Annotated in this window: 18 protein-coding genes and 1 other annotated feature; of the genes, 15 read left to right on the top strand and 3 right to left on the bottom strand. The window is 41.1% G+C overall.

Going from position 1 to position 20,149, the window contains the following annotated elements; genetic code table 11:
- Positions 1 to 22: 22 nt before the first annotated feature.
- The 3 genes from L1765_RS01940 (at position 23) to L1765_RS01950 (ending at position 3,217) form a co-directional block, all read left to right on the top strand.
- Entirely contained in the window at positions 23 to 1,363 is a 1,341-nt protein-coding gene (locus L1765_RS01940) for an ArsB/NhaD family transporter (protein WP_236403892.1), read from the top strand.
- 110 nt (positions 1,364 to 1,473) lie between these two features.
- Positions 1,474 to 2,445: a magnesium/cobalt transporter CorA gene (gene corA, locus L1765_RS01945; protein WP_236403898.1), complete on the top strand. Its 972-nt coding sequence runs from the start codon at positions 1,474 to 1,476 to the stop codon at positions 2,443 to 2,445.
- Between the two features lie 88 nt (positions 2,446 to 2,533).
- Positions 2,534 to 3,217: a DUF421 domain-containing protein gene (locus tag L1765_RS01950; RefSeq protein WP_407942177.1), complete on the top strand. Its 684-nt coding sequence runs from the start codon at positions 2,534 to 2,536 to the stop codon at positions 3,215 to 3,217.
- 21 nt (positions 3,218 to 3,238) lie between these two features.
- Here L1765_RS01950 and spoVB read toward each other — a convergent pair whose 3' ends face one another.
- Positions 3,239 to 4,819 (bottom strand): stage V sporulation protein B, encoded by a 1,581-nt coding sequence (spoVB, locus tag L1765_RS01955; protein WP_329609974.1) that lies wholly within the window; start codon positions 4,817 to 4,819, stop codon positions 3,239 to 3,241.
- Between the two features lie 174 nt (positions 4,820 to 4,993).
- On the opposite strand from spoVB, the gene L1765_RS01960 reads away from it, so the two are divergent.
- The 9 genes from L1765_RS01960 to dtd all read left to right on the top strand — a co-directional run bounded on the left by L1765_RS01960 (position 4,994) and on the right by dtd (position 14,433).
- Complete coding sequence (locus L1765_RS01960; RefSeq protein WP_236403900.1) at positions 4,994 to 5,470, top strand: COG2426 family protein; 477 nt, start codon at positions 4,994 to 4,996, stop codon at positions 5,468 to 5,470.
- A 79-nt stretch (positions 5,471 to 5,549) separates the two neighbouring features.
- Positions 5,550 to 5,810, top strand: coding sequence for a post-transcriptional regulator (locus L1765_RS01965; RefSeq protein WP_236403902.1), 261 nt, complete (start codon positions 5,550 to 5,552; stop codon positions 5,808 to 5,810).
- Between the two features lie 120 nt (positions 5,811 to 5,930).
- The gene (gene secD, locus L1765_RS01970) at positions 5,931 to 7,163 is read left to right on the top strand and encodes a protein translocase subunit SecD (protein ID WP_236403904.1); all 1,233 of its coding nucleotides are present in this window, start codon (positions 5,931 to 5,933) and stop codon (positions 7,161 to 7,163) included.
- Positions 7,144 to 8,073, top strand: a complete 930-nt coding sequence (gene secF, locus L1765_RS01975; protein WP_236403905.1) for a protein translocase subunit SecF — start codon at positions 7,144 to 7,146, stop codon at positions 8,071 to 8,073. The genes secD and secF overlap by 20 nt, the downstream gene beginning before the upstream one ends.
- A gap of 162 nt (positions 8,074 to 8,235) precedes the next feature.
- Entirely contained in the window at positions 8,236 to 8,625 is a 390-nt protein-coding gene (locus L1765_RS01980; RefSeq protein ID WP_236403906.1) for a LapA family protein, read from the top strand.
- Between the two features lie 60 nt (positions 8,626 to 8,685).
- Positions 8,686 to 11,121, top strand: coding sequence for a single-stranded-DNA-specific exonuclease RecJ (gene recJ, locus L1765_RS01985; RefSeq protein ID WP_236403907.1), 2,436 nt, complete (start codon positions 8,686 to 8,688; stop codon positions 11,119 to 11,121).
- Positions 11,060 to 11,572 (top strand): adenine phosphoribosyltransferase, encoded by a 513-nt coding sequence (locus L1765_RS01990; RefSeq protein WP_236403908.1) that lies wholly within the window; start codon positions 11,060 to 11,062, stop codon positions 11,570 to 11,572. Before recJ ends, L1765_RS01990 begins: the two co-directional genes overlap by 62 nt.
- 239 nt (positions 11,573 to 11,811) lie before the next feature.
- Positions 11,812 to 13,959, top strand: a complete 2,148-nt coding sequence (locus L1765_RS01995; RefSeq protein ID WP_236403909.1) for a RelA/SpoT family protein — start codon at positions 11,812 to 11,814, stop codon at positions 13,957 to 13,959.
- A 30-nt stretch (positions 13,960 to 13,989) separates the two neighbouring features.
- The gene (gene dtd / locus L1765_RS02000; RefSeq protein ID WP_236403910.1) at positions 13,990 to 14,433 is read left to right on the top strand and encodes a D-aminoacyl-tRNA deacylase; all 444 of its coding nucleotides are present in this window, start codon (positions 13,990 to 13,992) and stop codon (positions 14,431 to 14,433) included.
- A 45-nt stretch (positions 14,434 to 14,478) separates the two neighbouring features.
- Here dtd and L1765_RS02005 read toward each other — a convergent pair whose 3' ends face one another.
- Both L1765_RS02005 and L1765_RS02010 read right to left on the bottom strand, forming a co-directional pair.
- Positions 14,479 to 14,736, bottom strand: coding sequence for a hypothetical protein (locus L1765_RS02005; protein WP_236403911.1), 258 nt, complete (start codon positions 14,734 to 14,736; stop codon positions 14,479 to 14,481).
- A gap of 53 nt (positions 14,737 to 14,789) precedes the next feature.
- The gene (locus L1765_RS02010; protein WP_236403913.1) at positions 14,790 to 16,520 is read right to left on the bottom strand and encodes an SH3 domain-containing protein; all 1,731 of its coding nucleotides are present in this window, start codon (positions 16,518 to 16,520) and stop codon (positions 14,790 to 14,792) included.
- Between the two features lie 145 nt (positions 16,521 to 16,665).
- On the opposite strand from L1765_RS02010, the gene L1765_RS02015 reads away from it, so the two are divergent.
- From L1765_RS02015 to hisS, 3 genes are all read left to right on the top strand, one after another.
- Entirely contained in the window at positions 16,666 to 16,812 is a 147-nt protein-coding gene (locus tag L1765_RS02015) for a hypothetical protein (RefSeq protein ID WP_236403915.1), read from the top strand.
- A 97-nt stretch (positions 16,813 to 16,909) separates the two neighbouring features.
- Complete coding sequence (locus L1765_RS02020; RefSeq protein WP_236403918.1) at positions 16,910 to 18,517, top strand: coproporphyrinogen III oxidase; 1,608 nt, start codon at positions 16,910 to 16,912, stop codon at positions 18,515 to 18,517.
- 47 nt (positions 18,518 to 18,564) lie between these two features.
- Positions 18,565 to 18,816, top strand: a binding site (T-box leader).
- 52 nt (positions 18,817 to 18,868) lie between these two features.
- Complete coding sequence (gene hisS, locus L1765_RS02025) at positions 18,869 to 20,137, top strand: histidine--tRNA ligase (protein WP_236403922.1); 1,269 nt, start codon at positions 18,869 to 18,871, stop codon at positions 20,135 to 20,137.
- Positions 20,138 to 20,149 lie beyond the last annotated feature (12 nt).

The following is a 20,149-nucleotide window of genomic DNA, read 5'->3' on the forward strand; positions in this document are numbered from 1 at the left end:
ATTTTTAGAGGGGGATGAATAGGTGGAACAAACTGTAACAGAAATTTCATCATTACAAGTTTATATTGCAATAGGAATTTTTCTAGCAACCTATGCCTTCATTATTACGGAGAAAATCAATAGGGCCGTTGTTGCTCTTCTCGGTGCCGTTATTATGGTGGCACTAGGTATTGTTGAGCTAGAGGCAGCCTTTGTGGAGTATATCGAATGGGGAACCATCACCCTGCTAATCGGTATGATGATCCTTGTTGGGATTACCAACAAAACCGGTGTTTTCCAATATATGGCGATCAAATCAGCCAAATTGGCTAAGGGAGATCCGATCCGGATTTTGATTGCTCTTTCTATCTTGACAGCGGTGGCTTCAGCCTTTTTGGATAACGTCACAACGGTATTATTGATTGTCCCTGTAACCTTTTCCATCACCAGAATGCTTGGCGTAAATCCCATACCTTTTTTGATTTCAGAGGTATTGGCTTCCAACATTGGGGGAACTGCTACGCTGATTGGGGATCCGCCCAATATTATGATTGGTGCGGCCAAGGGAAATGAACACCTGACCTTTAACGCCTTTTTATACAATTTAACTCCGGTTGTGGTTGTGATTCTCGCAGTAACCTTGTGGATGCTGTATTTGATTTATCGCAAACAAATGAAGGTTTCCGATGAAAAGAAAGCAGAAATCATGGCTCTTAATGAAAGGGATTACATCAAAGATCCTGCGTTGATGAAAAAATCTGTTTCGGTCCTCGGGTTAACCATCCTTGGTTTTATTCTTCACTCAGCGGTAAATATGGAACCGGCAACCGTTGCCATGGCTGGTGCTACCTTGTTGATGCTGATCGGGGTAAAAGAGCATGATTTGGAGGAAGTATTCCATTCCGTTGAATGGGTAACCATCTTCTTCTTTGCCGGATTATTTACATTAATCGGCGGTCTGGAGCACGTGGGAGTGATTAAGGCATTGGCCATGCAGGCCCTGGAAATCACCGGAGATAATATTCCGTTTGCTGCTTTGCTTATCCTTTGGGTTTCCGGTATTGCATCAGCTACGATTGACAATATCCCTTTTGTGGCAACCATGATTCCATTGATACAGGATATGGGACTTGGCATGGGGCTTCCTCTGGATTCACCGATATTAGCCGTATTATGGTGGTCCTTGGCATTGGGCGCAGACATTGGAGGAAACGGAACCTTGATTGGAGCTTCTGCAAACGTGATAGTAGCAGGGATGGCCATGCGGGAAGGAAAGAATATATCCTATCTGGCATTCTTAAAGATAGGGGCCCCTTTAACATTGGTTGCATTAATCATATCCACAGTGTACATCTATTTCCGTTATCTGATTCCATTGATGTAGTTTAGCGCCACTTAACTATTGATGAGCCATCGGGCAAAGGGCAGAGGGGATATCTGTCCTTTTTATGCTTTACCCATATGGACGGAATATTTATATAAGGGGGGATATGAATGATCAAGACCTATTTTTATAACCATTCAGAGAAGAAAATGTATCATGATGTGAATCTGGATAAAAAAGACGAATTTTTAAAATCCCCTGAGGATTTGCTCTGGATTGATCTATATGATATTGGAAATGACGAATTACACTACATTGCAAAAATCTTTGATTTCCACCCCCTAGCCATTGAAGATACCTTGCATGTCAGTCCCAGGGCGAAAGTGGACAAATATGATGATTATTATTTTTTCGTGTTTCATGCCCTGAGATATAATGAGGAGAGCGATACAGAAATTACCACCCTCGAATTAAATGTATTTTTTGGACCTAACTATATTGTAACTATTCACAAAAGTCCGATGGCCACCATTGGAAGAATTGCTGCTACATGCCTTAGAAGCATGGAATTAATGAACAGAGGACCCGATTATCTGTTGTATTGCATCGTGGATGGGATAACAGATGAAACTTTTCCGATTCTGGACCGTCTTAGTGTTCGTATCGATGAGTTGGAGGATGAAATTTACGAGCACCAGGTTGAAGAAATTGCCGAAGAGTTCTTGGCCCTAAAAAGAACCATTATTTTGATCCGCCGGGTCATTTTGCCCCAGAGAAGGATATTTGCCAATGTAAATGGACGTTGGTCCTTTGAGATCTCTGAAGATAACATTCCATTTTATATCGATTTGACAGACCATTTGGAACGAATTGTCGACTCAACTGAAACCTTCAGGGATTTAGTCAATGGGGCATTAGATACGTATTACTCTATCTCTGTTGCAAAAACAACGGAAGTGATGCGTGTCTTAACCATTATCTCCACCATTATGATGCCTTTGACCTTTATTACCGGCATTTTTGGGATGAATGTGGTAATACCGAATCAGGATCAACCCTTTATGATTTATTTTATTCTTTTAGGAATGCTGTTGTTGTCTGCCTTGATGTTGTACACCTTTAAAAAACGAAAATGGCTTTAACTTCCGCTTCTGACAGTCATTTAACCGGATATCGCTATCCCCAAATGGTGACAATATGGATGAAATCCGAATGTGGAGGGTTACATCCATGGAGCTGCTCACCATTTTTTTGCGAACGGTCTTCGTTTATTTTTTTATTTTATTTATCCTAAGATTAATGGGGAAAAGAGAAATTGGGAAATTATCTATTTTTGACTTGGTGGTTTCCATTATGATTGCCGAGGCTGCCGTCATCTTGATTGAGGACCATAAAAAGCCCCTTGTCCATGGGGTTGTACCTATTGTACTTCTTGGCGGAATTCAAATCATAATGGCTTATATTTCTTTAAAAAATGAAAAAATACGTTCAATAGTGGATGGAAAACCGGCGGTTCTTATAGAAAAAGGGAAGATTAATGATTCTGAAATGAAGAAGCTTAGATACAATATGGATGACTTAATGGCCCAATTAAGGGAAAAGGATGTAGCCAATGTGGCAGATGTGGAATTTGCCATTTTGGAAACATCAGGAAAACTGAGTGTATTTACTAAAAATGATTTTAAAGGGACTCCTATTCCAAAACGTCCCAGGTCACCTGGGTTGCCCATGCCTATTATTATGGATGGGAAAGTGAACGATCAGAACTTGGAAAAGCTGGGGGTCACCCGTTTCTGGCTAAAAAATCAACTAGAAATATTTGGGATTCGTGATTTTAAGGAAGTAGCCTTTGCGACCATTGATCATCGGGGTGAAATTTACTTGGACAAGAAAGATAAAAAGGATAAGAATTGACGAAAAGGGGCTTGGCTTAGTCTATCTTTTTGGAAAAAATGGAGCCAATTGTTCACCAATCCATGGAATCCTGACCACATCTTGACGCCCTAATACCTTCATGGAAACTAACAAAAGAATGTACACAAGTATACTGACAAAAACAGCAGCCAATAAAGATAAGAAAAGTCCCCAGTCATCCAGCCAATTGGTCATGAAGTAGGATCCGCTGTACCCCATAATGATCATTGCAATTCCTACTTTGACAAAAGTTCTTGCTTCGATCGTAAACCCAATTAGTTTAACCAAACTAAAGAAGTGAAATAAAGTGACCAAAACAATTCCCACATTGATGGCCATAGCTACTCCATCTATACCAAAAACAGGCTGAGAGGCTAGCAGGAATATGGCGATTGTTTTTATAGCTGCTCCAATAATCGTATTTCTCATGGCTTCTTTTGCTCGGTCTAATCCCTGAAGGGTAGCAGCCAGTGGGGCTTGAAAATAGAGAAACAGGGAAAATGGAGCCAACACCTGCAGCAAATGACCTACTTGGGGCTGGTCATATAAAATGGTGCTTACAGGAACGGCGAAAACATACATGGTAACGGCAAATGGAGCACACATCACTAGCGTAAGGCGTAAGGATTGGGATAATCTCCGTTGAATCAATCCGTATTTTTTTTGGGCAGCCGCTTCGGATATGGCAGGAACCAGGGATACCGAAAGGGAATATGTTAAAAATGTTGGAATAAAGACAAGGGGGATGGCCATCCCGGAAAGTTCCCCATACAAAGAAGTTGCTGTTGCCACAGAGAATCCGGCATAGGCTAAGCTTTGGGCAACAACAACGGGTTCAATGACATAAAAAACGTTTCCCGCCAAACGGCTTGTCGTTACCGGAATGGCAATTCTTCCGATTTCCAGCAATTGAATTCTGTTTCGCTTTACTTTTTGGAAAAGGCTTCCGGTATAGGGAATCAGGTTTCTTTTTTTTGCCCGGCGAAATTGGTAAATCAGGACCAGCATTCCAAAAAATTCGCCAACTACAACCCCAAGCATGGCAGCGGTAGCAGCATACTCAATTCCAAAAGGGCGCATATATAAAGCAAAAAAAATAACAGTCAAAATTCTGACGATGGTTTCAATCAGAGAAGATAAAGCAGAAGGAGTCATATTTTGTCTCCCTTGAAAATATCCCCTTAATACCGAAGAAATGGCGATAATCGGAATGATGGGGGTAATGGCCAGTAACGGGTAATAAGCCCGTTGATCCGTCAATAAATATTTTGATATAAACGGGGCAAAAGCAAACATAAGAATCGTAAATAGGATACTTAACCCAATCACGATAAAAATCGATATGCGAAGAACTGATTTTATTTTATTATAGTCCTTTTTTGCTTCTGCTTCGGCAACCAACTTGGAGATGGCCACCGGCAATCCAAAGGTGGTTAGGGTAATCACCAGTAATAAAACCGGGAAGGCCATACGAAACAAACCAACCCCTTCTGCTCCAATAATACGGGGAAGAACAATATTGGGTATAAACCCTAATATTTTGGTCATAAACCCTGCTGCGATCAGGATAACGGTCCCTCGAAAGAATGAATGTCTTGCCACCTATGAACATCCTTCCTTTTAATAGATAGGCGAATGGTTTAATTTGATAATTCTCACAAATCGACTACTTCGCCAATTTTACAAGCCCTACTTATCACTTCATACATCTAATATATATGCAAAGATACCTGAATTGCATGACCAGGTTTTTTGGACAAAGAGAGGAGAGGAATCATGGATAGTGTTGTATCATTTTTTGGAAGGATTCCTGAGGAGCTGGTAGTTATTCTGATTAGCGCTCTGCCATTTATTGAATTAAGGGGAGCTTTGCCAATCGGAATTGCCATGGGAATACCCTTTTGGAAAGTTTTGCTTCTTAGTATCATTGGGAATCTCCTTCCGGTATTTCCTTTACTTTTGTTGTTTCAACCGGTGAGCGATTGTTTAAGCAGGAGGTTTGCTTGGTATCGGAGGATGTATGATTGGTTGTACCAGAGAACGATGAAAAAAAGTAAAGATGTAGAAAAGTATGGAGCGATTGGTTTATCCATTTTTACCGCTGTTCCTCTTCCTACAACCGGTGCGTGGTCTGCATGTTTTGCCGCCAGTTTTTTTAACATTTCACTCCGTTATTCCTTTCCGGCCATTGCCATTGGTATAGTCATTGCCGGAGTGGTCGTCGGATTATTTAGTGAAGTCCTCATTCGCTGAAGGAGGATTTATTATTTGAAAAAGCGAATCATAAAGTGGGTGGAAGGAATTAGAAGGCTTTAGGCAAGGAGGGGTAATGATGGAAAAAAGGGAACAAGAAAATTATGATCACCAATTGACCAAACAGATTGAAGATTTGTGTGAAAGTAAGGCTGAAGAATTTCAGTTCTTGGGATATGAGCGAATTACGGGAAAAGATATTTGGAATTGTGTTTCTTCCAACTACAAAAACGGATATCCCCCGCTTCATGTTTTGGTTAACGATATTTTATCTTTAAAGGTGACAGCCTATATGAATTGGATGACAATAAATGCATTTAAAGGGGTGAACTTAGATTAAGTTCACTTTTTTATTCCCACTTCGACTTCTCACCTTCTATCCTTCATTTCTATGAAAATTGACATCCCTGTCCCATCTTGCGATAATGGGAGTATTGGAAAAAAAGGAGGAAGCATACAGATGGTTCGTTGGGGTAGAGTTACAGGATTTCTGCTCATTGTTGTCTTAACCTTCACCACTATTGGTTTGACAACAGATAATGTTCTAGAGGATGTGATACTTGGACTCGATCTGAAGGGTGGTTTTGAAATTTTGTATCAGGTTAACCCTTTGGAAGGAGAGACCATTACTCCTGAAACGATGAAAAACACGGTTTCCGCCCTTGAACGCAGGATCAGTGTGATCGGCGTAGCCGAACCGGAGATTCAAATTGAGGGGAAAGATCGAATTCGTATCAAGCTGGCAGGAGTATTTGATCAGGATAAAGCAAGGAAACTTCTTGGATCCCCGGCCAAATTAACATTTCGAAATATGGACGGCGAAATCTTAATGACTGGAAAAGATTTGGTGGAAAATGGGGCAGGAATAGGATACGATCAATTGAACCAACCCCTTGTTACATTAAAACTAAAGGACCCTGAAAAGTTTGCCAATATTACTAGGCAGTATTTAGAGAAGCCAATTGCCATTTATCTTGATGAAACGATGCTGACCGCCCCTATTGTTAAAGCGGTCATTACTGGTGGAGAAGCCACCATCGACGGTCAGCGTACCGTTGATGAGGCCAAAGAGCTGGCAGCTCTGTTAAACGCAGGTGCATTGCCGGTTGATCTAAAGGAAATATACTCCAACAGTGTAGGCGCCAAATTAGGATCTTTCGCTTTAAAAAACACGGTGAAAGCCGGGATCATTGGTACAATTTTGATTTTTTTATTTATGATCGTATATTATCGTTTGCCTGGGTTAGTTGCCACCATTACCTTATCAGCCTATATTTATCTTGTTTTACGCATTTTTACGTGGATGGGAGCAACCCTGACCCTGCCGGGAATCGCGGCATTTATTTTGGGAATCGGAATGGCGGTGGATGCCAATATTATCACCTATGAGCGGATAAAGGATGAATTAAGAAGCGGAAAAACCATACTGTCGGCCCTTCGCGCCGGTTCAAGACGTTCTTTTGGGACGATTTTTGATGCTAACTTAACGACGATCTTGGCTGCGTTGGTTCTCTTTTACTTTGGCAGTAGTGCGATTCAAGGCTTTGCAATCACTTTGATTACCAGCATTTTGGTCAGTTTCTTTACGGCGGTGTTTGGTTCCCGTATTCTTTTGAATCTGCTAGTTAGGGGAAATGTGGGAACAAAACCCTGGTATTATGGGGTAAAGGAGAGTGAAATTAGTGAACTTTAGGGATGTAAGACATATAAAATTTGATTTTGTGAAGCACCGAAAAAAATATTTTATTGCCTCGGGCTTCATCATTTTACTGGGATTGCTCTCCTTGCTGATTTTTGGATTAAATCTCGGGATCGATTTTGTTAGCGGAACAAGAGTTGAAATTTTCATCGGACAAGCCTTTGATGAAGGAGAAATTATCAAGGAATTAAAGGGAATAAATCTTGAACCTAAAAGTGTGGTCACGGCAGGGGCCGAGAATGACCGGGCTGTCTTAAGATACGATAAAACCTTACAGAAGGAAGAAATAGCTCAAATCAGGGGATTGTATACCGAAAAATTCGGGGAAAAGGTTGATGTTTCGGCCAGTACCGTTGACCCAACGATTAGCAGGGAATTGGCCTGGAAAGCCTTCTATTCGGTACTCATTGCTTCCATTGGGATTATTCTTTATGTGACGATACGCTTTGAATTTCGCTTTGCTGTTTCAGCCATTGTTGCTTTACTTCATGATGCTTTTATGGTTATCGCCTTTTTCTCCATATTCCAATTGGAAGTGGATCTTCCCTTTATTGCTGCCGTTTTGACTATCGTGGGTTATTCAATTAATGATACCATCGTCATTTTTGACCGGATCAGGGAAAATTTAAAATACGCAAAGGTGAAGAAAGTTGAAGATGTGGAAAATGTCGTAAATAACAGTATTAAACAAACCCTTGCCCGTTCCATTAATACGGTATTAACGGTTCTCTTTGCTGCAGTAGCCTTGTTTATTCTGGGAGGGGAAGGTATTCGCAATTTCTCATTAGCTCTGTTAATTGGTTTGATTAGCGGTGCCTATTCTTCGATTTTTATTGCCAGTCAACTTTGGCTAACATGGAAGGGAAAAGACATGGAACGAGCTAAATTCCGCTCCGCAAGCTAATCATCATATCCCTATATCAGCCCTCAAAAACTATCGGTATTTCAACGATGAAATCCGTTTGAGGGCTTTTTATTATCTTCACAACATGAAGGAATGTATAGGCTTTTTATCGAATTTTTTAGGAAAGTATTTATGACATAGGCACGAAAGGAGAAATTCTAGATGCGCTTACAGTGGAACCTGATTCTTTCCTTGATATTTGCGCTGGTTATAGCCATATTTGCCGTGGTTAACGTCAACTCCGTTGAGGTGAACTTTCTATTTACCCTTCTGAATATTCCTCTGATTATAGTTATTTTAACTTCAACTCTAATAGGTGGTCTAATTGTTGGGTTATATGGGATTTTTCGTCAATATTCATTGCAGCGGGAGATTAAACGGCTGAGGAACAGAATCGTTGAACTGGAGGAAGAGATATCCTCTCATGCTGAAGGGAAGAATAAAGCAGAGTCAAAAGAAATAATGAAGGAAGATGAACATAATCAAAATCAAACCAACCTAGACTCAATTCATGATCAGAGTAACCATTTAGAAGAATCACACAAACCATAGAGAGGCCTTTACCAATACTCCTTACCTTCGTTATAATGATGAAGGTTGAGGGGTGTTGCTATGTTGCATGCAAAAACAAGATGGAAACTCTGTGAAATTGATCCGGAAAAAGCGGAGCTTATCCAAAAAAAATTCGGAATTTCACCGATTCTTTCTAAACTACTCGTTTCTAGAGGAATAGATAATGAACGTAAAGTAAGGGAATTTTTACAGGCTGATGAAAGCACAATACCGGATCCTTTTTTGATGCATGATATGGCTAAGGCCGTTGGGAGAATAAGGATAGCAATCGAAAGAAAAGAAAAAATTCTGATTTATGGTGATTATGATGCAGATGGGGTAAGTAGTACCTCTTTACTGATACATACCCTTTCTTCATTGGAGGCCAATTTTGATTACTATATTCCTAACCGTTTTTCCGAAGGTTACGGACTTAATCAGGATGCCATTCATCAGGCGATAGAGAAGGGTTTTTCCTTATTGATTACCGTTGATACCGGAATATCCGCTTTGGATGAAACAGCATATGCCCAATCTAAGGGAATAGACGTGATCATAACGGATCATCATGAACCACCGTCTGTGCTACCCGAGGCCTATGCTATTGTTCATCCCAAGCTTTCCGGATCCTCTTATCCGTTTCCTCACTTGGCGGGAGTGGGAGTTGCCTTTAAATTGGCCCATGCCCTATTGGAGAGAATTCCGTATGAATGGCTGGATATCGTGGCCTTGGGCACGATCGCTGATCTTGTTCCGTTAATAGGTGAAAATCGTACAATTGTCAAGTTGGGGCTCCAAGTGTTAAATCAAACCCCAAACATCGGACTAAAGGCCCTATGCCAAGTATCAGGTCTTCAAGGAAAGGAAATCGGAACAGGGCAAGTAGGGTTTGCTTTAGCTCCAAGAATCAATGCCGGAGGACGTTTAGAAACTGCTTATCTTGCCGTACAGTTGCTCACGGCTGATCAGATGGATGAGGCCGTCTATTTGGCTGCTGAACTGGATCGTTTAAACAGGGAAAGGCAGTCCCTGGTCGAAGAAATTTATCTTGAAGCAGAACAAAAGGTTTTATCCCATCCTGATCTTTATAAATACGCTATTGTTGTTGCCAAGAAGGATTGGAATATTGGCGTGATTGGCATTGTTGCATCCCGTTTGGTAGAACGTTTCTACAAGCCTGTCATTGTATTAAGTATGGATGAGGAAAAGGGAGTGGCCAAAGGTTCCGCCAGAAGCATTGAAGGTTTTGATCTGTATCAATCATTATCCGCCATGGAGGATATCCTTCCCCATTTTGGAGGACATAAAATGGCCGCCGGAATGACCTTATCAATTGATCATATAGATGATTTAAGAAAACGCTTTAATTTCTCCGCAAAGGAAATCTTGTCAGGGGAAGATTATGTTCCGATAACGCAGGTGGATATTCAATGTGAGCTTTCCGATATTGAATTAAAATTGGCAGAAGAATTAGAGTCATTGGCCCCATATGGAATGGGAAATCCTGTTCCGCTTATTATGCTAAAAGGCGTGTATTTGTCTCAGATCAGGAAAATTGGACGGGATGGAACCCATTTGAAGTGTACCATTTTAAAAAATCATAAAAACCTTGATGGGGTAGGATTCCAAATGGGGGAGCTGTCGTCTCAGATTTCGCAGGAATCACCTGCCGATATAATCGGCCAGATCTCCATCAATGAATGGAACGGGTACAGACGGCCTCAAATGGTATTGAAGGATATGGTAGTCCGTGAAAGACAAATATTTGACTGGAGGGGTTGTCCCCGTAGTGAACGCTTATTATCCATTCCCAATATCGCCCATTCAACCATTATTTGTTTTCAGTATAAATCCCAACGGGAACTGGAGGTCATCATCGAACAGGGGAACAGAGTAGATGATTTACTGTACTTTGATGGAAGTTTCAATGGACAATCTGGATGGAATATGGATAGTTCCTGCAAGCAAGTGATATGCTATGATTTGCCTTTACGTATAGATGATTTATCTTATGTTCTGTCTTTTTTTCCAAATGCAGAGAGAATTTATTGTTTATTTGGTGATAAAGATCTTCCCAAGGTAGAAGCACTGCCTGCAAGGGATCATTTTAAATGGGTTTATCAACGGATAAGAACCCTAAGAAATACCTCTTTAAAGCAAATGTATCTGTATGGAATCAAAAATCAGTTATCCTCATCCATGATTCAATTTATGATTGATGTTTTCCATGAATTAGGGTTCATTCATCTTGATATGGGAAAAATAGCATATATAGATCAACCGAAAAAAAGAGAGCTATCTGAATCAGCTTTATATCAGAAAAGAATGGATGAAATTCGCTTAGAAACGGAATTGATTTTTTCTACTACTGAAGAATTAAAGAAAACCATAGATTCTATGATAAATCAAAGGAATACAGAGGAGGAAAAAGTATATGGACTTCAAGGAAAAGATTCGCGTGATTCCAGATTTCCCACAACCAGGTATTCGTTTTAAGGATATTACTACTTTATTAAAGGATGGAAAGGCATATCGACAGGCCATAGATGCCATTGCCCAATATGCCAAGGATAAAGATGCTCAAATCATCGTTGGCCCGGAGGCTCGTGGTTTTGTAATAGGGGCTCCCCTTTCCTATGCGTTGGGCGTCGGTTTTGTGCCAATTCGCAAAAAAGGGAAACTGCCTGGAGAAACCCTCGAAGTCTCATACAGTTTAGAGTATGGAAGGGATGTTCTTGCTATCCATAAAGATGCCATTCAGCCAGGTCAACGCGTTCTGATCGCTGATGATCTCCTAGCAACGGGGGGAACCATCTCTTCGGCAATAAGTTTAGTGGAAGAATTGGGAGCACAAATTGTTGGATGCGCTTTTCTTATAGAACTAACTTATTTGAATGGAAGGGAAAAACTGAAGAATCAAGATGTATTCTCATTAGTGAAATATTGAACATTTTCTAAAGAACGGAGCCCTCAAAAACATTTGGTTATTTCAAAGGAGAAGTGAGTTTGAGGGCTCATTCCCGTACTTTACCCTTGGCTTTACAATTGTAATAAATCAAAATAAATACAACAATCATAACAATAGTTTATAAACGCTCGGGAATTGAGCAGTCAGCCTTCTTTACAAAGTTTGTCGAATCTTACATAATAGATAGAAATACATTTTTAGCCTTAAGGGGAATATTCATGGGAATTGATGAATTAATACAAAAGGCGGAGAAATATCTTTCCATACAAGATATAGATTTTATTGAGAAGGCATATCGCTTTGCAGATAAAGCCCATAAGGGGCAAGTTCGCAAGTCCGGTGAAGCTTATATTGTTCACCCTGCCGCAGTGGCAGGCATCTTATTGGATTTACAAATGGATGCTGTTACGGTTGCAGCAGCTATTCTTCATGATGTGGTGGAAGATACAGAAGTAACCCTAAGTGAACTGGAGGCAAACTTTGGAAAGGAAGTAGCTTTGCTTGTCGATGGAGTTACGAAATTAGGCCGTATTCGTTATAAATCTAAGGAGGAACAGCAGGCAGAAAATCATCGGAAAATGTTTGTAGCCATGGCTAAGGATATTCGTGTGATTTTGATCAAACTGGCAGACAGGCTGCATAACATGAGAACTTTAAAGCATTTACCGGAAGAGAAACAGCGTCGAATTGCCGATGAAACTTTAGAAATTTTTTCTCCATTGGCTCATCGTTTGGGAATTGCCTCCATCAAGTGGGAATTAGAGGATATTGCACTTCGGTACTTAAATCCTCAGCAGTATTATCGTATTGTTCATCTGATGAAAAAGAAGAGAGCGGAACGGGAGCAGTATTTGCATGAAGTCATAGACAAGATTAAGGAGAAATTGGATGAATTAAAAATAAAAGCGGAAGTATCTGGCCGTCCAAAACACCTATACAGCATTTACCGGAAAATGGTAAACCAAAACAAGCAGTTTAATGAGATTTATGATTTACTGGCTGTTCGGGTGATTGTTGATGATATTAGGGATTGTTATGCGGTATTGGGAATTGTTCATACCTTATGGAAACCCATGCCTGGCCGGTTTAAGGACTACATTGCAATGCCTAAAACAAATATGTATCAATCCCTTCATACAACGGTCATTGGTCCAAGGGGAGAACCGATGGAGGTTCAGATTCGGACCTTTGACATGCATCGGATTGCCGAATATGGAATTGCCGCCCATTGGGCCTATAAAGAGGGCAAGGCCAATGTCAATGGGGCATTTGAGAAAAAGTTGGCATGGTTTCGTGAGATATTGGAGTGGCAACAGGAAGTTAAAGATGCTCAAGAATTTATGGAGACCCTTAAAGTGGACCTCTTCTCGGACCTCGTATTTGTTTTTACCCCAAAAGGGGATGTCATTGAATTGCCGGCAGGTTCTGTTCCTTTGGATTTTGCTTATCGGATTCACACTGAAGTAGGAAATCGTTGCATTGGAGCGAAAGTAAATGGGAAAATTGTTCCCCTTGATCATAAATTAAAAACCGGGGACATTGTCGAAATCTTAACATCCAAACACAGCTATGGTCCCAGCCAGGACTGGTTAAAAATTGCGAAATCATCCCAAGCCAGGAATAAAATCCGCCAATGGTTTAAAAAAGAAAAACGGGAAGAAAATATCCTGAAAGGAAAGGAAGCCATTGAGGATGAACTGACCAAACAGGGATTTGATCCTAAGCAATTTATGACCGATGAAGCCTTGGATAAGGTGGCAAAGAAATTTAATTTCCAGGGTGAGGAAGACATGTATGCTGCCATTGGCTATGGCGGAATTACGGCAGCCCAAATCGTCACCCGGTTGACTGAAAAATTCCGAAGGGAAAATCCTCCTGAATATAAAATCCCTGTAAATGAATATAAATCAAAGGGGAAACAGGATCAGGGGGTTCGTGTAAAAGGAGTGGACAACCTGTTGGTCCGTTTTTCCCGCTGTTGCAACCCTGTTCCCGGAGATGATATCATCGGATATATTACCCGTGGTAGAGGCGTATCCATCCATCGCTGCGATTGCATAAATGTAAAACATGAAGTGGACAAGGAACGTTTTATCCCTGTGGAATGGGAAGCAAATACCGACCAGTCATATCATGTGGATATAGAAGTTTGCGGATTGGACCGCAGAGGATTGCTGAATGAAGTGCTTCAAGCCATCTCAGAAACCAAAACAAATATTACTGAAGTGGCTGGAAAATCTGACAAAAACCGAATGGCTCATATTCATGTGACGATATCCATTCGGAATTTGGATCATCTTCATCGAGTCGTTGAGCGAGTGAAAAGAATTAAAGATATCTATTCTGTGCAAAGAGTGATGCAATAGTCCTTTGAATCAAAAACTTTGGAGGAAAGAATGAGAATTGTTGTTCAGAGAGCAAAGAATGCATCGGTAATCGTAAACGGAGAAGTTACAGGAGCAATCGGCAGGGGATTGGTTCTTTTAGTTGGCATGACCCATGAAGATACACTTCAGGATGTATCATATATGGCGGAAAAAATCGTTCATCTCAGAATATTTGAAGATGCGGAAGGCAAAATGAATCTTTCCCTTTTGGATGTTGGAGGAAGTATTTTGTCCATTTCACAATTTACCGTATATGGTGACGCTCGAAAGGGGCGTCGTCCTAATTTCATGGCCGCAGCCCGTCCAGAACAGGCGAAAAAATTATATGACGCTTTTAATCAGGCTCTTCGTGAAAAGGGTGTTCAAGTTGAAACAGGAGTCTTTGGAGCCATGATGGATGTTTCTCTGACCAATGAGGGGCCGGTTACCCTTATTGTTGAAAGTGATCATTAAAAACCCAAAATAGTCCTCCGCCAATATACGGCAGAGGACTCGAATCTAATAACCCACCATAAACCACCTGATGATGATGGCTGCTGCTCCAAGACCTATTGCCCACCAGCTTAATGTTTTGGCGTTGCTAAAAAGGCCGATAATCCCCAAAATTATTCCTGCCCCACCCATTATATATGGAGCAAAGAAGAAAGCAATGATGGATGCAGCAATTCCAATCCAGCCAATCCATCTGGCAGAGGTATCTTCAACTGCTCTTTCTCCACCTTGTCCGTGACCCTCATTCCTTATTTCTTCAGCCATTTATTTCACCTCACTCCCTTAAGGTTAGTATGAGCAATGGAGTGGGGATATACTCAATTATTTTTTTCAAAGTACTCAAGAATTCCTTGGAAGATCCCTTCAGCACTTTGCTCTTGAAACCGCTTGGAACGTATAACCATTTCCTCATTATAGTTAGTTAAAAATCCAAGCTCTACCAAGATCGCTAAACGAGGATTTTCCCTAAGGACAAAATAATTTCCCTTTCTGGCTTTCAAATCTCTTAAACCATTTCTCTTTACAACTTCCCGCTGAACATAACTGGCTAATTCCCGATCCTGTCCATTGGTATAGTAATAAGTAATCGTTCCATTTATTCGATTGTCATCATTGGTGTTGTGATGAACACTTACAAATAAATCGGCATTATATTGGATGGATAAATCCACCCTTTTTTGCAAGGGAACAGTTTCGTCAGTCGTTCTGGTCATGACTACTTTCGCACCGGCAGCTTCCAATTTGGCTGCTAAAAGCTTGGCCACTTGAAGATTTACTTTTTTTTCAAGGGTCTTTAATCCTGGACCGGTGGCTCCATTATCCCTTCCTCCATGTCCGGGATCAACGATGATGGTTTTGTCTTTTAGGTATTTGGATATCGTAGGCCTTGTTACATTTGGGATTCCTTCAGCGGCAACGATCCAACCCGCCACGTAACCTTTTTTTCCATCAGGGAGCTGAATATTAAACCAATCTCCTTCAGTTCCAAGGATGGGAAAAGTATCTCCGACATTTGCCCGGATGATCACGGAATTATTGGTACTTGGTCCTGAACGAATGTTGGTGCCGGGATTTAATATTTTTACTTTTGGCTCATTGGCCACTGTTCCGGAAATTTCTGTGACTAGCCAGCCAGCTACCCATCCTTCATTTCCGTCAAATGTTTTCACTTGAAACCAGTCATTTTTTTGTTGGATTACGGTTAAAATGTCACCCTGGTTTAATTTGGAAATCACTTGACTCTCTAAAGACGGCCCGCTTCTCATATTGAGGACGGCTGGCTTTACTTTCATCCTGATTGGTTTAGTTGGTGATGGCAGGGAATTGCTATTTTCCGCTGCTTTATCCATGGTTGCATATTCTCCAGCTACCCATCCTTCTTGTCCATTGAAAATAAGCTGATACCATCCTTCCTTTACTCGGCGAACATCTAAGGTATCTCCTTTTTTTAGTTCTCCAATCTTTTCGTATTCTACACCAGGTCCTGAACGGACATTTAAAACAGGAACATTGACAGTAGCTGCTGAAGTGGAAATGGATGTGGCCTTCGGAGGGGTTTCCTTCTTTGTGACTAACCATCCAGCTACCCATCCCTGGATATTATTGTTTAATTGAATTTGAATCCAATCCCCCTCTTCTTTTACGAACGGATAAGTCTCACCTGGATTAATGGCTTCGATCACTTGAAAAGATGTACTGGGTCCCAAGCGGACATTTACTTTTTCCACCCTTGGTTCAATGGCAAGAATGTAGTTGGGGGATTCTTTTTTTGAGATCAGCCAACCGGCTACCCAACCTATTTTATCCTCTGCCCATTCAATTTGTACCCATTGGTCCTGTTCTTCCAGTAAAGAATAACTTTCTCCTTTCTGAATCCTTCCTAAAACAGGAAAATTAAAGCCAGGCCCGGTTCTGACGTTTAAATTATCTACTGTCGGCGAAATTTGAGTGCTGGCTTCCGTTTCTTTGCCGAATAAAAGTAATAAGACCACCAACGGAAGCAGGAGAATCATTCCAATTTCTTTAAGTAAATGACTGTGTTGTGACAAGAAAAACATTCCTTTCTGGGCGATTAAGCAAGGTGATTTATTCTTTAGATGTATTCGATTCTTGCGAGGATTTTCCTTCCCCATTTCTAAAGTCATACATTCTTTAATATTTGGAAAAAATGATCGTAACGTTGGAGGTGGCAAGATGAGAATGAGTATGAAGGAAAAAATGGTGGAATGGATACAGGGAAAATTAATGTCTGTTGATTTCCACGATGAAATAGAGGAAGAAGCAGTCCATGAAGAAGAGGAAGGAGTTCGTTTTTCAACCCTCAAATATCCCAGGCAGTAATGAAAGGTTCCAGAAGTTCAAGGATGTCCAACGATTGACGCGCAATTATTCTTTCGTTACACTGTTCCGTAGTGTGGGATGACTTGGAGGATAAACAATGAAAATCACGATATATTGTCAAGGACATCGGTATATACAGGAAATTGAAAACATCATTTCCTTATTTTTTGAACGTGGGAATGTAACCATAAATTATTTTTTCAGCAATGACAATGATCTTCAGATGAAAGAACATCTGAATAATGAAGATGGGAATTATGGGATCCAAACAGAAAATGAGATCAAGATATTCCTTTCAATTGAAGAATCAAATCGAAAATCTGATGATGAATCCAAAGATGGAATCCATAGAATAGCAGCAAAGGCCCAATTAATTTGGGAAAAATATGTACCGGGAAAGTGGAACTCTACCCATAGCCGTTCTGTTGATGGAACCCAATCTGGACGTGAATTGCAAAAGGCTGAAAAACAGGCGTTGCATGTCGTTTTGGTTGAGGTATTGGAGCAGGCAACTGGGGAAAGACAACCATGGGGAATTTTGACAGGGATTCGCCCAACTAAACTGCTTCATCGCTTTTTATTGGACGGTTTGAGCGAAGAGGAAGCCCATCGTGAGCTGGAAGAAAATTTCCTGGTGAAGCCAGAGAAAATCAAGCTGCTTCAGGAAATTGTTGATATTCAGAAAAAAGTCATCCCAGATTTATATCAATTGAACAGGGATGTTAGTTTATATATTGGAATCCCCTTTTGTCCGACGAAATGCGCCTATTGTACCTTTCCCGCCTATGCAATACATGGAAGACAAGGATCGGTAGATACTTTCTTAAAGAGTCTCCATCAAGAAATGAGGGCGATTGGAAAATGGTTGAGGGAGAGGCAGATTCGTGTAACCACCATCTACTTTGGAGGCGGAACTCCGACAAGTATTTCAGCCAGTGAAATGGATGAATTGTATCAGGTGATGGCTGATTCCATCCCATATATGGATCAAGTGAGGGAATGGACGGTAGAAGCGGGGCGACCGGATACCCTTGAAAAAGATAAATTGGAAGTCATGAAACGTTGGAATGTGGACCGAATCAGCATCAACCCCCAGTCCTTTATCCAGGAAACCTTAACCACCATTGGACGTCACCATACCGTGGAAGAAACCATTGAAACATTTCAATTAGCCAGGTCCATGGGATTTAACAATATTAACATGGATTTAATTATAGGCCTACCGGGAGAGGGGGAAACAGAATTTTCCCATTCCTTGAAGATGATTGAGGAATTAATGCCGGAATCATTAACCGTGCATACATTATCCTTCAAAAGGGCATCCGCCATGACTCAAAATAGGAAGAGATATGAAATTAGCGAGCAGGATGAAATTCGAACGATGATGGAAATGGCGTCCCAATGGACAGAGGAACATTCATATTTTCCCTATTATCTATATCGGCAAAAAAATATCCTAGGAAACTTAGAGAATATTGGATATTCCCTACCGGGAAAAGAGAGCATGTATAACATCATTATCATGGAAGAAAGGCAAACCATCATCGGTCTTGGCTGTGGAGCGGTCAGCAAACTAATTCCACCTGGTTCAGAAAAAATTATCCGTTGGCCCAATCCGAAGGAGCCTAAGGTATATTATGAGACCTATCAGGAAATCATTAGGAAAAAGATTGAAAAATTGAACGAAATATACCTTGACAATTGATATGAAGTTGCGTAATATATCTGCAAGATAATTCACTGTGATCTAATGAAGATCTAATGAAGGGAAAAGTAATAAGGGGCGACGAATAGTACAAGAGAGGAATGGCGTGGCTGAAACCATTCCCTATTCTACCTTATGAAGGACATCCCGGAAGACCCTTGTTGAAAAAGGAGATTCCTTAGGAGACTCCTTAAGTAATCAATGGGCGTATGGACAGGGCGTTAACCTGAAATAAGTGGGATCATATCCAATTAGGGTGGCACCACGGGTGATTGAACAGTCAATCTCTCGTCCCTGACAACATAAGGTCAGTGGCGGGAGATTTTATTTTATGTTGTAGGAGGGATAGAAATGAACATAAGGATTCCAAGAGGAACGGCAGATGTGTTGCCGGGAGAAGTGGAAAAATGGCAGATCATTGAAGACAAAGCAAGGGATTTATTTCATCGTTATCATTATCAGGAAATTAGAACTCCTATGTTTGAATATACCGAGCTGTTCCTGCGGGGGGTAGGAGAAACCACAGATATTGTGGAAAAAGAGATGTACACCTTCTTGGATAAAGGGGAAAGAAGCATAACGTTAAGACCGGAAGGTACAGCTTCTGTTGTCCGATCCTTTGTGGAGAACAAGATGTATGGCAACCCTCAGCAGCCGACCAAGCTCTACTATATCGGGCCCATGTTTCGCTACGAGAGGCCACAGGCTGGAAGGACTCGCCAATTTACGCAAATCGGTTTGGAAGCCCTAGGAAGTGATGATCCCAGTATTGATGTTGAAGTTATTGCATTAGCCCTTTCCTTTTATGAGGAATTGGGGATTTCCAACCTTCATGTAGAAATAAACAGCGTTGGTTGTCCCGACTGCAGGCCGATCCATCGCGAAGCACTAGTCAGCCATCTTTTACCCTATAGGGACAAATTGTGCAAAGACTGTCAATCGAGACTGGAGCGTAACCCCATGCGGATTCTTGATTGCAAAGTAGAAAGTTGCAAAGAATTGACTAAAGATGCACCTTCCGTACTGGAGCATCTGTGCGAGGATTGTGATTCTCACTTTCAAAAAGTAAAGGATTATTTAAAAGAGATGGGCATTTCCTATGTTGTAAATCCAAGAATGGTTCGGGGATTAGACTACTATACCAGAACAGCCTTTGAAATCATGGAAACCAGAATTGGAGCGGTTGGCACGTTATGTGGTGGAGGACGGTACAACGGATTGGTTGAGGAGATCGGGGGGCCACCGGTTCCCGGCATTGGTTTTGCCTTAAGTATTGAAAGGGTACTTTTGGCCCTTGAGGCTCACCAGGTAAACCTCCCTATTCAGTCCTTTTTGGATGTTTATTTGGCCATCCAGACCGAACACGTGAAAGGAAAAGCAGTTGCTCTTATTCAGAAACTTCGTGCAGCCGGATTTTCAGCAGATATGGATTATATGAATCGCAAAATGAAGGCTCAGATAAAGTCTGCCGACCGGTTTCATGCAAAATGGGTTTGTATTTTTGGTGAGGAAGAAATGAGTAGGGGAAATGTCTTAATAAAAGACATGGCAACCGGGGAACAGGAAGAGGCAGCTTATGAACAGGTGCTTCATATTCTAAAGGAAAAGATAATGAAATAACGTAATGGAGGA

It is taken from the genome of Microaerobacter geothermalis, assembly GCF_021608135.1.
Lineage (GTDB): Bacteria > Bacillota > Bacilli > DSM-22679 > DSM-22679 > Microaerobacter > Microaerobacter geothermalis.